Origin of the sequence: Janthinobacterium sp. DSP2-3-3, from assembly GCF_049897325.1 — a bacterium.
Lineage (GTDB): Bacteria > Pseudomonadota > Gammaproteobacteria > Burkholderiales > Burkholderiaceae_D > Janthinobacterium.
In genome coordinates, this window is the sequence record NZ_JAFCWA010000006.1 from 56,096 (window position 1) to 69,020 (window position 12,925).

The following is a 12,925-nucleotide window of genomic DNA, read 5'->3' on the forward strand; positions in this document are numbered from 1 at the left end:
CAAGAGCCTGCCGTACAGGCAAAAAAAGGCCCGCGGGGACGCGGGCCAAAAACCCAAATGAAATGGGTCAAGAGTTGAGAGTTGCTCGGTACTTGCCATGTCGCCCGACTTGCCGGCGCGCGCCATGGTCATGAAAGGGGAGTGGTGTGCCATCGCAGCACACCTGTCTGTAGTCAGGCATATCGGTTGCCTGTACAGCAGATGAAGCAAGTATAGGGGGCGAACATGACGGGCTGATGACACGCCGCAACATTTTTTTTGCGGCAGACAAAATGACTGGGAAGATTGTGCATCATGGCAAGAATGGCCATGTTTCAGCAGTGACAGCAAAAAAAAAGCCCGCTGGTAAAAGCGGGCTTAAAACTATTTTCTTGGAGGAGAATAGTGGAGACAGGTGCATTATGCTGCGTCGCACGATATGTGTCTAATGATCTTTTTAAATATGCATTATTCTTTTTTTATATAACTCTCCTGTTTACTCTCATTCCTTCACGGCCACCGTGTAGTTGAGCGCCATGCGTCCGCCATCGACATAGATGGTCTGGCCCGTCATGTAGGTGGCGTCGTCGCTGGCCAGGAAGGCTGCGATACCGGCCACTTCCTCCGGCTCGCCGCAGCGGCCCAGCGGCGTGCGCGACAGGATCGTGTGGCGCGCCTGCGGGCTGGACAATACCGCTTGCTTGGCCAGTTCCGTCAGGATGGTGCCAGGCCCGATGCCGTTCACGCGCACACCATGCGGTGCCAGGTTCAAGGCCATGACCTTGGTCAACTGATTGATGGCGCCTTTCGACACCACATACGGCACCTGGTTCGGAATCGCCAGTTCCGCATTCACGCTGGACATATTGATGATGCAGCCGCTATTGCGCTTGACCATTTCGCGCGCCACGGCTTGGCCGCACAGGAACATCGATTTCAGGTTGATGCGCATGACGCGGTCGAAATCGTCTTCGCAGACATCGAGGAAATCGGCCGCGTGCGTGACGCCCGCATTGTTGACGAGGATATCGATGTGGCCGAACAACGCCAGCGTTTCCTTCAGCATGGCGTCCACGTCCGCCTTCTGGCTGACGTCGGCGCAAAAGAAGCGCGCTTGCGGGCCGAGGGCAGCAGCCGCCTGCGCGCCTTCTTCCTTGATGTCGACCAGCATCACCTGCGCCCCTTCGGCGATCAGGCGGGTGGCACAGGCCAGGCCGATGCCTTGCGTGGCGCCCGTGACGATGGCGGTTTTATTGATCAGCTTCATGTGTTCTCCTCGGCGGTAATGGGGGCCGCGCTGCCCAGGCCACCGGCTTGCGCGGCAATGGGCAGATTTTAATCCCTGGGCAGGAATCAGAGGAGGATGGGTTCGTTCGGCAACTGGTTGCCGCGCGTACCGTCGGCGGGGAAGTGGCTTTGCAACAAGGTATTGAGCTGCTGCAAGGCGTCGAGCGTGCTGTCGTGATAATTGCCATCCTTGAAACCCCTGGTCATGGTGCGACACACGCCTTGCCACTGTTCCGGCGTGACGCGCCGGCCCACGTTGCGGTCGGCGACGATATCGACCTGGTGCTCTGCCAAGTTGATATAGATCAGTACGCCAACGTTATCTTCGGTATCCCATACACCATACTGGGCAAACAGTTCGCGCGCCCGCTCGCGGTTGCTCAAGCCCTGGTAAGCCATGCCGGGTGTCAGGGCCGCCTCGACGATCAGGCGCACTTCCGCCTGGTGCATCGCCTCGCCATCGGCAATGGTCGTCTCGATGGCTTTCAGGGTGCGTTCGGGAAATGCCTGGCGCGCCGTCGCGGGCGTGCCGCGCAAATGCTTCAAGGCGCGTCCGCAGCGTTGCCCAAATGTCAGCTGTTTCGTCATTACCAATCTCCCGAGGCGCCGCCGCCGTCAAAACCACCGCCGCCGCCACCGAAACCACCGCCGCCACCGCCACCGCCAAAACCACCGCCGCCGCCGCGGTTGTTCAGCGCCTGGCTCAAAATGCTGCCCAGCACGACACCCGTGGCGCCGCTGGACCAGTTGCTGCCGCGCTGCAGCCGGGTAGGTCCGCCGCGCGAGCGGAACACGGTCAGCAGGACCAGGAAGCCGAAGAACAGCAGCGGCAGCCAAAAGGTCAGGCCGCCCGCGTCCACCGTGGCCGGCGCCTTTTGCTGGGCGGGAGCGGGGAATTGCTCCTGGTTCAGCAGGGTGGCAATCGCGCCCACGCCAGCGACCAGACCGCCATAGAAATCGTTCTGCTTGAAATGCGGTGCGATCACATCTTGCAGGATGCGTTTCGATTGCGCATCCGTCAGCACGCCCTGCACGCCGCGACCTGCTTCGATGCGCAGGCGGCGCAAGGATGACGGATTGTCTTTCGCCACCATCAGCAGCACGCCGTCATCGACGCCCTTGCGGCCCAGCTTCCAGGCATCCGTCACGCGGATGCTGTACTGCTCGATGGCTTCCGGTTCCGTGCTCTTGACCAGCAGCACGGCGATCTGGCTGCCCGTCTTGGCTTCGTAATCGGCCAGCACGCCTTCCAGCGCCGCTTTTTGCTTGGCGTCGAGCATGCCGGCGTTGTCCGTCACGCGCGCTGCCAGCGGCGGCACGGCTTGCAAACCCTGTGCGCTGGCGGGCAGGCTGGTGCACAGCAGCAGCGCCGTCGCCAGCGCCGCCAGATAAGACCAGGCTTTCATCTTATTTGCCGAAGTTGACAGTTGGCGCGGTCGAGATGGCTTTTTCATTTTCCACCGTGAACGATGGCTTGACCTTGTAGCCGAAGACCATGGCCGTCAGGTTGTTCGGGAAGCTGCGCGCATGCACGTTGTAATCTTGCACTGCAGTAATGTAACGCTGGCGCGCCACGGTGATGCGGTTTTCCGTGCCTTCCAGCTGCGACTGCAAGTCGCGGAAGCTGGTGTCGGCTTTCAGGTCCGGGTATTTCTCGGACACTACCATCAAACGCGACAGGGCGGACGACAGCTGCCCCTGCACTTGCTGGAATTTCTCGAAGGCGGCCGGGTCGTTCAGCACTTCGGGCGTAATCTGGAAACTGGTGGCGGCGGCGCGCGCCTTGGTCACCGCTTCCAGCGTTTCGCGCTCATGCGTGGCATAACCCTTGACGGTGTTGACCAGGTTGGGGATCAGGTCGGCGCGGCGCTGGTACTGGTTGACCACTTCGCCCCAGGCGGCCTTGGTGGCTTCGTCCTTGCTCTGGAAGTCGTTGTAGCCGCAGCCCGTCAGGATGCCGGCCAGGACGGTGACGCTCAGCGCCAGGCGCAGCCATTTGGTGAATTGATTGGTGATTTGCATGATGGGTTCCGTGCAGAATAAGGGAGGTGAAGCAAATATACCTGAAACGGCCCGGGATGTCGGTTTAATAAGCGCTGGCAGCCGTCCCTGGCGACCTTGCCGCGCCGTGGCAACCCTGCGCCGCGTTACAATACGGGGTTTGCAACTGAATATAGAGAAGGTGTGCCGTGAATTTCATCAATAAATTATCCGCCGCATGGACGGCCAATAATTCCCTGCTGTGCGTGGGACTGGACCCCGACCTGGCGAAACTGCCGGCCGAATTGCGCGACTTGCCCGATGGAATCACCACCTTTTGCACGCGCATCATCGATGCCACGGCCGACCTGGCCTGCGCCTTCAAGCCGCAGATCGCGTATTTCGGCGCGCTGGGCGCGGAAAAGCAGCTGGAAGACATCTGCCGCTACGTGCGCGCACACTATCCGCACATCCCCCTGATCCTCGACGCGAAACGGGGCGACATCGGCGCCACGGCCACGCAATATGCGCGCGAAGCGTTCGAGCGCTACGGCGCCGACGCCGTCACCGTGAACCCGTACATGGGCGAGGATTCGCTCGATCCTTACCTGGCGTGGCAAGACCGCGGCGTGATCATCCTGTGCCGCACCTCGAATCCGGGCGGCTCCGACCTGCAATTTCTCGACACGGATGGCGTGCCCCTGTACCAGCGCGTGGCGCGCCTGGTGGCCGAGAAATGGAACAAGAACGGCCAGTGCGCGCTTGTCGTCGGCGCCACTTTCCCTGAAGAACTGGCGCAAGTGCGCGCCATCGTCGGCGACATGCCGCTGCTGGTGCCCGGCATCGGCGCCCAGGGCGGCGACATCGCCGCCACCGTCGGCGCGGGCCAGACAGCCAACGGCATGGGCATGATGATCAGCTCTTCGCGCGCCATCATCTACGCCACGCCGCAAGCGGGCGAAGATTTCGCCGATGCGGCGCGTCGCGTGGCGATCGAGACGCGCGATGCCATCAATCAACACCGCGCGTCTGATGGTGTCTGACATAAGCTACTGCGCGTCGCGATTTGCGGCCGGCGATGCTCACTGTGCTATAGCACAGTTGCGCTTCTCGGCCGCAACTCTCATCCGCTCGCTACGCTTCTGTCAGGCACCGTGATGACTGTTGTTTGTCATCCATGCAAAATGCCGGGCTAGCCCGGCATTTTGCATTTAGTCTCTCTGTGGTGCGACGATCTCCGCGTAATCGTAGAGTTCGCCCAATATCTCTTCCCCCCGCTCATCGACTGATTCCGACAGCACGTCGATTTCCGTAAACAGCATTTCGATGGTGCGGGCGCCGCCGTCGCCGTCGAACAGGCGGGCCGCGCGGTGCTGTTCCCAGCGCAGGTTTTCCGCTTCGCTCAGGGTTTGCGGGAAATTGCGGGCACGGTAGCGGAACAGCAATTCTTGCAAGCGTTCGTCGGCAAACGAGGGGCGCGCCGTGGCCAGCTTGACCGGTGTATCGCGGCGCAAGGATTCGAGCAGGCGGCGGTCGTCGTTGCTGACGAAACCGTTGTACAAATCCTCATCCACATCCAACGCGACATGCGCGCCCGGGCGCTGGAACACTTCGGCCCAGATCGTATCCATGTTCGGCACCGTGGCAGCCAGCTGGGCGTTGAGCTTCGCGGCGTCCAGATCGATGCCCCATTGCGCGGCCATGGCGGGCGACAGGGTTTTCAGATTGCCGACCAGCATGGGCGACTTGTTCAGGTGCACGCTTTTCACGGGCAGGCGGGTCATGCCTTCCGGCATGGCATCCTTGCGCGTGAACAAACGCGTGCGGATGGTGTCGGCGTCCAGCGCGAACAGTTCACGCGGGTCGTACTGGCAATCCCAGACGAGGATTTCATTTTTGTTGCTCGGGTGCGTGGCCAGTGGCCAGACGATGCCCAGGCAGCCCCGTTCGGCAGGGAACATGCCGGACACGTGCAGGAAGGGCTGGCGCTCGCTGGCGGCCAAGTGCATGCCCATTTCGCTGGCGACCCTGTCCTTCTTGTGCAGCGCCAGGCAAAACTCGAACAGTTTCGGCTGCTTTTCCTTGATCAGGCGGGCCAGGGCGATGGTGGCGCGCACGTCAGACAGTGCATCGTGCGCCGCTTCGTGGACCAGGCCATTGGCCTTGCTCAGGTGTTCCAGTTTGAAGCTGGTCTGGCCATCGTCGCGCTTCGGCCATTGAATGCCTTCCGGGCGCAGCGCGTGCATCATGCGCACCACGTCGAGGATATCCCAGCGGCCGCAATGGTTTTTCCATTCGCGCGCATACGGGTCGATCAGGTTGCGCCAGAACAGGAAACGCGTGACTTCATCGTCGAAACGGATGGTGTTGTAGCCCACGCCGATGGTGCCCGGTTCCGAAAAGGCCGCTTCGATGGTGGCAGCGAACTGGTGTTCTGGCACGCCCAGCTGCAGACACTGCTGCGGGGTGATGCCCGTGATCAGGCACGATTGCGGGTCGGGCAGGAAATCATTGGCCGGCTGGCAATACAGCATGATCGGCTCGCCGATCTCGTTGAGTTCGGCATCCGTGCGGATGGCGGCGAACTGGGCCGGGCGGTCGCGGCGCGGCTGGGCGCCAAAGGTTTCGTAGTCGTGCCAAAGGAAAGTCTGGGTAGTCATTGATGGTCGTTGCTTAATTGGTTGTCTGGGCCGCTCAAAGAGTCGCTGCTACAGTTTTCTGAAAACCTGCCGATACTACACGAGAGGATGGTCATCATTGCGTTTCCCGCATGGTGGCATATATTGCCCGTTCAAGGAGGTCTATCGTGTCAATTCCCATCGCCGCAAGCGGCAATTCCACCCCTTCCGTGACTTCCGTCAGTACGGGCGTTGCCGGCAAGGACGATAAAGTCCAGCAAAAGGACGGCGTCAACACTGAAATGAGCGTGAACGACCGCAGCAAGCTGCAATTGAACGCCTCCATCATGCAGGCGTCGCTGAACGTGTCGATCGGATCGGAAAACGAGCCGCTGGCGCTGCTGTACAAGACGGCCATCACGAATATCAATGAAGCGCTGAAGGGCCAGTACGGCGAGGACGCGATCCAGAACGCCGCGTCGCAGGATAATAGTGCCGAAGCGACGGCGAGCCGCATTGTATCGCTGTCGACGGGTTTTTTTGACGCCTACAAGAAACAGAATCCCGGCATGGACGACGATACGGCGCTGACCAAGTTCATGGACACCATCAGCGGCGGCATGGAAAAAGGCTTCAAGGAAGCGCGCGATATCCTGGAAGGCTTGAAAGTGTTGCAAGGCGATATCGCCGGCAATATCGACAAGACCTATACATTGGTGCAGAAGGGCTATGCGGATTTCATCGCCGCGCACAGCAGCAAGAAGGATGAGGCCGCCAAGCCGGATGCCGGCAAGCCGGCCGACAGCAAGCCGGCCGACAGCAAGGCTGCCTGAGTTACAGCGCGACTCTGTTGCGGCCCGATGCTTTTGCCCGGTAAAGGGCCGCATCGGCCGCCGCGATCAGCGCTTCGTCGTCCTGTTCGGCCGCCAGGCTGGCCACGCCGAAGGAACCCGTGATGTGCGGCAGCGCGCTGCGCATGTCGGCGAAAATGACGGCTTGCTGCATGCGCTCGCACAAGCGCTCGGCGACCCGCAGAGCCACGTTTTCGCTGGTGTCGGGCAAGATCACCATCATTTCCTCGCCACCATAGCGCACGGCAAAATCCGTGGGCCGCAGGGCCGCGCCCAGCACTTGCGCGGCGATGCGCAGTGCCTGGTCGCCCGCCTGGTGGCCGTGGGTGTCGTTGAAACGCTTGAAATGGTCGAGGTCTATCATCACCAGCGATAGCGGTGAGTTGCTGGCGTGGGCGGTGACGATCATGTTCGGCAGTAAATCGGTCAGCCAGGCGCGGTTATACAAGCCCGTCAGGCTGTCGACCATCGATAGCTGGCGGTAGAACTCGCCCAGTTTCTGGCGCCGGCGCAGCAGGGCATTGGCGGCGCGGATGCGGAAGGACAGCAAGCGCAGCAGGTTGCGTGCCAGGCCGTTCGATTGCTCGATCAATTCCCAGACGACGGCCGCGTCGATCACCAGCAAGTCAGTTTCTTCCAGGGCGGAAATGGCGGCCAGGTTGCTCGCTTCATCGAGCACCGATTGTTCGCCCACGCTCTCGCCGGGCAAGACCTTGCTGACAGTGCCGTCATCCATGCCCGTGTGGGTGTCGGCCGCCACGGCCAGCGAGCCGCGCAGGACGATGTACAGGCTGGTGCCCTGACTGTCGGCAATGGCTTCGCCTGCTTCGAGGCGCATCACGGGACAGGGCGCCAGCATGGCGGCCGTCTGGCTGTCCGCAGCATCGCTAAATAGCTGTAAATCGCCGATGTTGCAGCCTGAAGCACCGAAGTTGCCGATCTGTTCCACAATCATACTTTCATAAAGCCGGCGCGCGCGAGCAGAGGGCCGGTAGCTTCATGATAGCGTAATGCAGCCTTGGCTGTAACGGCAAAAGCTTGCTTGATGTCACTTACTGTGGGAAATACGACAATTATTTCATTCTCGCGTACATGCGCTGGAATGCTGATGCTTTTGGCATTGTGGTTGCCGCGCGCGAAAGGCGGGCCGGATGTGCAAAGGCAGCCTTGAACGGCTGCCTTGGTCTCTGAAGAATGCTGCGGTAGGGGAGTTACTCGGCGGTTTCTTCCGCTTCGGCCGTATCGATCACGGCATTCTTACCGGTGGCGTGGCGCTTGCTGTCTTGCAGACGGCCCAGGGCACTATCGATGGCGCGTTTCAGTTTGTCGGTAGCGCCGGCAACGGATTGATGCACGGTAGCGTTCTGTTCGGTTACGGCAATTGCTTGATAGCCAGCAACGCGTGCTTCCATGACGCAGCGAATATCGTCGGCGCCGCCTTTCGGGCCATTCGTGTCGCTGATGTGGACTTCGATGCGGGTCAGGTTGTCGCGGAAGCGGTTCAGTGCGCTTTCAAGTACGGATTGCACATGTTCGTTCAGTCCAGCGGTGTTGTCGATGGTGCTGTCGGTATGAATATTGATTTGCATATGCTTACTCCTGTCAATTCAAAAAAAACCCATCTCAGGCGTGTTGCGGCCTGGTTGCTGCCTCATGCAAATGACCTCTGTGCATGGAACTTATCTTACTCCTCTTTCCAGTATTTCAAGAGGGTGCGCACAATTAAGATGAGCTTAACCTTTTAGCTAGGTCAAGTTTCCCTGCGGAATTCTTTTGCCCCCGCTGCTCACCCATTGATCACCCATTGATCAGGCCGGCGGCGATATTGATCGACAGGCCTAGCACGACCAGGTTGAAGAAAAAGCTCAGCACCGATTGCCCCAGCACGATCTGCCGCATCAGCCGCGTCTGCACGCACACGTCCGACGTTTGCACGGCCACGGCGATGGTGAAGGCGAAATACAAAAAATCCCAGTAATCGGGGTTTTGCTCGTCGTCGGGAAATTTCAAGGGGCGCAGTGCGGGGTCGGCCTGGTAATACAGGTGGGCATAGTGGAAGCAGAACAGGGTGCCGACGAGGAACCAGGAACCGACCAGGGTGAGGATCGTCAGGCCGTAATGCAGCGCGCGCTCGTCCGGCGCCATGTCTTTCATCGAGGACAGTTGCGAGACGATGGCCACCAGGCTCATCACGGATGCGACGGACAGGGCCGACAGGACCGTGGTAGCCCGTTCATCCTGGCGCTGCGCCATCGCCTTTACCTTGTGATGGTTGGCGCGCATCATCATCCAAGCCATCGTCGCCAGGTAGAACCAGACGGCCACATTCCACGCCGTCAGCAAACGCGTCATCGGTTGCCAGGATGCGGGCAGCAGCAGGCCGGCCACCACGCCGATGGCCGTGGCCATGCTCAGGTGGGGGCGGCTGCGGATGAAGCTGTGCAAGGGAAACGTGATTTTCATGGTGCGAAGTGGGCTATGGCAATAGCGCATCTTAGCCCTTAGTTTGCGCTCGCGGTGGCCGTCCTGGCGGCCGCTTCCTTCTCGTGGTGGGGGAAGCGGTCCATGCGCGACAGCACGGGGAACAGCACGGCCCAGATGCCCGTCACGGCCAGGGTGGCGGCGCCGCCGAAGAGCACGGCGCGCACCAGGCCGAACCAGCCGGCCGTCAAGCCCGATTCGAATTCGCCCAGCTCGTTCGAGGCGCCGATGAAGACGGCGTTCACGGCGCTGACCCGGCCGCGGATCTCGTCGGGCGTCTCGAACTGCACCAGCAGGTGGCGGATGTAGACGCTGACCATGTCGCCGGCACCCATCAGTAACAGCGCCGCCAGCGCCAGCGGGAAATAGCTGGTGCTGCCCAGCACCAGGGTACCCAGGCCGAAGACGGCGACGCCGCCGAACATCCAGGCGCCCACCCGGCGCGTGATGGGAAAGATGGCTAGCGCGATCGAGCACAGGGCGGCGCCGGCGCCGGGTGCCGTGCGCAGCAGGCCCAGGCCGCTGGGGCCGATATGCAGCACGTCATGCGCTAGCGCCGGCAACAGGGCCGTCGCGCCGCCGAACAGCACGGCAAACAGGTCGAGCGAAATGGCGCCCAGCACGATAGGTTTCGACCAGACGAAGCGCAAGCCTTCGAGCAGGGTGTGCCAGCTGACGGGTTCGCGTTTCACCACGTGCGGCGCCGGCGTGGTGGCGCGCATCAGCAAGACGGACAGCAGCAGCAGCGCGGACGAGATCAAATACACCACCTTGGGGCCGAAGTAATACAGCAAGCCGCCCAGGGTAGGGCCCAGGATGATGGCCACATGCGAGCTCGATGCACTGAGCGCGACGGCGCGGCTGAAGTGTTGCGTGGGCACCATGTTCACCAGCACCGCTTGCGTGGCCGGCATCATGAAGGCGCGCGCGCTGCCGAACAGCACCAGCACGGCAAACACGGGCCAGACGATGGAGAGTCCGCTCAGGGTAAACGCCAGCAGGGCCAGCGCGCAAGCCAGCTGCGCCGCCAGGCACCAGGCGATGATGTTGCGGCGGTTGTAGCGGTCGGCCACATGGCCCGCCGGCAAGATCAGCACGAGGAAGGGCGCGAACTGCGCCAGGCCGATCAAGCCCAGGTCGAACAGGCTGCCCGTGATCTGGTACACCTGCCAGCCGATGGCCACGCTTTGCATTTGCACGGCCACCGTGCCCAGCACACGGGCGGACAGGTAAAAGGCAAAGTTGCGGTGACGTAGGATACTGAAGTCGTTGCCGGCGGACGCGAGGGCCATGAGATTTCCAGAGAGCAGCGGGGAGGAGCGGGGGCGGCAGCGGATGCCGCCTCAGCAGTCCCCGCTGTCTGGATGCTTACTTGGCCAGGTCGGCTTCGGTGGTGAAGGCGTCCGCGTAGAACTCATCGGCTGGAAGTTGACACAATTGTACGAAATCGCGGTTGGCCGATTCGACGACGATGGGCGCGCCGCAGGCATACACTTGATAAGCGGACATATCCGGCAAGTCGGCCATGACGGCCTGGTGCACGAAGCCCGTGCGGCCGCTCCAGGCGTCTTCCGGCAAGGCTTCCGACACGACAGGCACATACGTAAATTGCGGCAGGTCGGCGGCCCACTGGCGGCACAGCGCATCCATGTACAGGTCGTGCGGACGGCGTGCGCCCCAGTACAGGCTGATCGGGCGCTGTGATTTTTCGTTGATCATGTGCTCGACGATGGCTTTCAGGGGCGCAAAACCCGTGCCCGAGGCCAGCAGCACGACGGGCTTGTCGGAATCCTCGCGCAGGAAGAAGGTGCCCATCGGGCCTTCGAAGCGCAGGATGTCGCGCTCCTTCATGCTGCCAAACACCTGGTCGGTGAACAGGCCGCCCGGCATGTGGCGGATGTGCAGGCTCACGGGGCCACCCTCGACGGGGGCGCTGGCCATGCTGTAGCTGCGGCGTTTGTTGTCGCGCAGCATGATTTCGATATACTGTCCGGCGCGGTAGTGCAGGCGCTCGCTGGCCGGCAATTGCAGGGTCAGCACGACGACGTCGGGGGCGACTTTGTCGATGCTGGTCACGCGCGACGGCATTTTCTTGATCGGGTAGTCGCTGCTGCCCGCCACTTCGCGCGCCTGCACCACCAGGTCGCCCTGGGGCACGGCGCAGCACAGCAGCGAGTAGCCGGCGGCCGCTTCATCTTCCGTCAGGGAGCGGGCCTGGTATGGCTTATGCTGTACGCTGCCGGACACGATCTTGCCCTTGCACGAGCTGCAGGCGCCGCTCTTGCAGCTATACGGCAAGCCCACGCCGGCGCGGATCGCCGCCGACAGGACGGTTTCGTCCGCTTCGCAGCTGAATTGGTGGCCGCTGGGCTGAACAGTAATTTGAAAAGTCATACAATCCTTGAGATGAAAAATATGTTAATGCACTCTTTGCGCAAACCGGTGGGCTTGCCGCGCCTGCTGATCCTGGGCTGCGGCGACGTTGGCATGCGCCTGCTGCCGCTGCTGCGCGCGCGCTTTCGCGTCTTTGCCGTCACCAGCCAGCCGGCGCGTTGCGCGCAGCTGCGGGCCGCCGGCGCCGTGCCCATCGTGGCCAACCTCGACGACCGCGCCAGCCTGAAACGGCTGGCGGGACTGGCGCCGCTGATCGTGCACTTGGCGCCGCCCATGTCGTCGGGCTTGCTGGACCTGCGCACGCGCAATCTGGTCGCCATTTTACCCGAGCATGCACGCATGGTGTATGTGAGTACCAGCGGCGTGTATGGCGATTGCGCCGGCGCCTGGGTCGATGAGACGCGACCGCCCGCGCCGGCGAATGCGCGGGCGAAGCGGCGCGTGGATGCCGAACAGGTTTTGCGGGGCTGGGGCGCGCGCCGCGGCGCCAGCGTGGCCATCCTGCGCGTGCCCGGCATTTATGCGCACGACCGCCTGCCCCTGAAGCGCCTGCGCGACGGCACGCCGGCCCTGGTCGCGAGCGACGATGTGTACACCAACCATATTCATGCCGATGACCTGGCGCGCATCATCGAACGGGCCTTGTGGCGTGGCAAGCCTGGACGCGTGTATCACGCCAGCGATGACAGCGAACTCAAAATGGCCGAATATTTCGATGCCGTGGCCGACACCTTCGGTCTGCCGCGTCCGCCGCGCCTGCCGCGTGCCGAACTGCAGCAAGTGGTCACGCCGATGCTGCTGTCATTCATGTCCGAATCGCGCCGCCTGCACAATGTGCGCCTCAAGCGCGAGCTGGGCGTGCGCCTGCGCCACGCGCGCGTGGCCGATGCCTTGCAGTCGCTGTCCGCCGATGTGGCCAGCATCGGGTAAAATGGTCGGTTATCTGCGCACTTTGCTGGGCCGGCGCGTAGCGCGCCGTTGCGGCGGTGCGCCATTCACTTAAGGACTACAGCATGACCACCCTCACTTACGAAGCATACCTGGACGAGGTCACCACCGTCCTGACGGAACTGTATGACCTCGACGACGACGCTGCCATCAAGCTGGTCGTGGCGGCGCAGGATGCCGAATTTTTTGTCCCGCACGATGCGCATGAGGAAATGCGTACCGCCGAGCAAGCCAAGAAAGATGCGGTCACCCTGTTCGAGCGCAAGCAGAATCGCCAGCAAACGCAGGAAAAACAGCAACAGCGCGTGCGCCAGCAAAAGAAATAAAGACGCGGTGCTGGGCCACCGGCCGCCAGGCCGTGGGGCAGTGCGGGCTTCGGCGCAACAC

General features: G+C 62.0%; 14 protein-coding genes. 4 read left to right on the forward strand and 10 right to left on the reverse strand.

Annotated elements, in window-relative coordinates:
• Positions 1–481: 481 nt before the first annotated feature.
• From ACP7DE_RS13620 to ACP7DE_RS13635, 4 genes are all read right to left on the reverse strand, one after another.
• Positions 482–1,246 carry an SDR family NAD(P)-dependent oxidoreductase gene (locus tag ACP7DE_RS13620; protein ID WP_426072607.1) on the reverse strand — a complete coding sequence of 255 codons (765 nt, stop codon included), beginning with the start codon at positions 1,244–1,246 and terminating at the stop codon, positions 482–484.
• Positions 1,247–1,332: 86 nt separating this feature from the next.
• Positions 1,333–1,854, reverse strand: coding sequence for a TPM domain-containing protein (locus ACP7DE_RS13625; protein WP_426072608.1), 522 nt, complete (start codon positions 1,852–1,854; stop codon positions 1,333–1,335).
• Positions 1,854–2,672, reverse strand: a complete 819-nt coding sequence (locus tag ACP7DE_RS13630) for a TPM domain-containing protein (RefSeq protein WP_426072609.1) — start codon at positions 2,670–2,672, stop codon at positions 1,854–1,856. Before ACP7DE_RS13630 ends, ACP7DE_RS13625 begins: the two co-directional genes overlap by 1 nt.
• A gap of 1 nt (position 2,673) precedes the next feature.
• A complete protein-coding gene (locus ACP7DE_RS13635; protein WP_426072610.1) occupies positions 2,674–3,288 on the reverse strand; it encodes a LemA family protein in 615 nt (204 codons plus the stop codon).
• Positions 3,289–3,455: 167 nt separating this feature from the next.
• On the opposite strand from ACP7DE_RS13635, the gene pyrF reads away from it, so the two are divergent.
• On the forward strand, positions 3,456–4,289 hold the full coding sequence (gene pyrF, locus ACP7DE_RS13640) for an orotidine-5'-phosphate decarboxylase (RefSeq protein WP_426072611.1): 834 nt from the start codon (positions 3,456–3,458) through the stop codon (positions 4,287–4,289).
• Positions 4,290–4,457: 168 nt separating this feature from the next.
• Here pyrF and sbcB read toward each other — a convergent pair whose 3' ends face one another.
• On the reverse strand, positions 4,458–5,906 hold the full coding sequence (gene sbcB, locus ACP7DE_RS13645; protein ID WP_426072612.1) for an exodeoxyribonuclease I: 1,449 nt from the start codon (positions 5,904–5,906) through the stop codon (positions 4,458–4,460).
• Positions 5,907–6,052: 146 nt separating this feature from the next.
• Here sbcB and ACP7DE_RS13650 point away from each other — a divergent pair, with 146 nt between their 5' ends.
• The gene (locus ACP7DE_RS13650; RefSeq protein ID WP_426072613.1) at positions 6,053–6,697 is read left to right on the forward strand and encodes a DUF5610 domain-containing protein; all 645 of its coding nucleotides are present in this window, start codon (positions 6,053–6,055) and stop codon (positions 6,695–6,697) included.
• 1 nt (position 6,698) lies between these two features.
• On the opposite strand, the gene ACP7DE_RS13655 is transcribed toward ACP7DE_RS13650, so the two are convergent.
• The 5 genes from ACP7DE_RS13655 to ACP7DE_RS13675 form a co-directional block, all read right to left on the reverse strand.
• Entirely contained in the window at positions 6,699–7,664 is a 966-nt protein-coding gene (locus tag ACP7DE_RS13655; protein WP_426072854.1) for a GGDEF domain-containing protein, read from the reverse strand.
• A gap of 262 nt (positions 7,665–7,926) precedes the next feature.
• Positions 7,927–8,304 carry an HPF/RaiA family ribosome-associated protein gene (locus tag ACP7DE_RS13660; protein WP_426072614.1) on the reverse strand — a complete coding sequence of 126 codons (378 nt, stop codon included), beginning with the start codon at positions 8,302–8,304 and terminating at the stop codon, positions 7,927–7,929.
• 208 nt (positions 8,305–8,512) lie between these two features.
• Complete coding sequence (locus ACP7DE_RS13665) at positions 8,513–9,178, reverse strand: DUF1345 domain-containing protein (protein WP_426072615.1); 666 nt, start codon at positions 9,176–9,178, stop codon at positions 8,513–8,515.
• A gap of 38 nt (positions 9,179–9,216) precedes the next feature.
• Positions 9,217–10,488 (reverse strand): MFS transporter, encoded by a 1,272-nt coding sequence (locus tag ACP7DE_RS13670; protein ID WP_426072616.1) that lies wholly within the window; start codon positions 10,486–10,488, stop codon positions 9,217–9,219.
• Between the two features lie 76 nt (positions 10,489–10,564).
• Complete coding sequence (locus tag ACP7DE_RS13675; RefSeq protein WP_426072617.1) at positions 10,565–11,590, reverse strand: CDP-6-deoxy-delta-3,4-glucoseen reductase; 1,026 nt, start codon at positions 11,588–11,590, stop codon at positions 10,565–10,567.
• A gap of 12 nt (positions 11,591–11,602) precedes the next feature.
• Here ACP7DE_RS13675 and ACP7DE_RS13680 point away from each other — a divergent pair, with 12 nt between their 5' ends.
• Both ACP7DE_RS13680 and ACP7DE_RS13685 read left to right on the forward strand, forming a co-directional pair.
• Positions 11,603–12,520: an SDR family oxidoreductase gene (locus ACP7DE_RS13680; protein ID WP_426072618.1), complete on the forward strand. Its 918-nt coding sequence runs from the start codon at positions 11,603–11,605 to the stop codon at positions 12,518–12,520.
• Positions 12,521–12,603: 83 nt separating this feature from the next.
• Positions 12,604–12,864, forward strand: a complete 261-nt coding sequence (locus tag ACP7DE_RS13685; protein ID WP_426072619.1) for a hypothetical protein — start codon at positions 12,604–12,606, stop codon at positions 12,862–12,864.
• Positions 12,865–12,925: the final 61 nt, after the last annotated feature.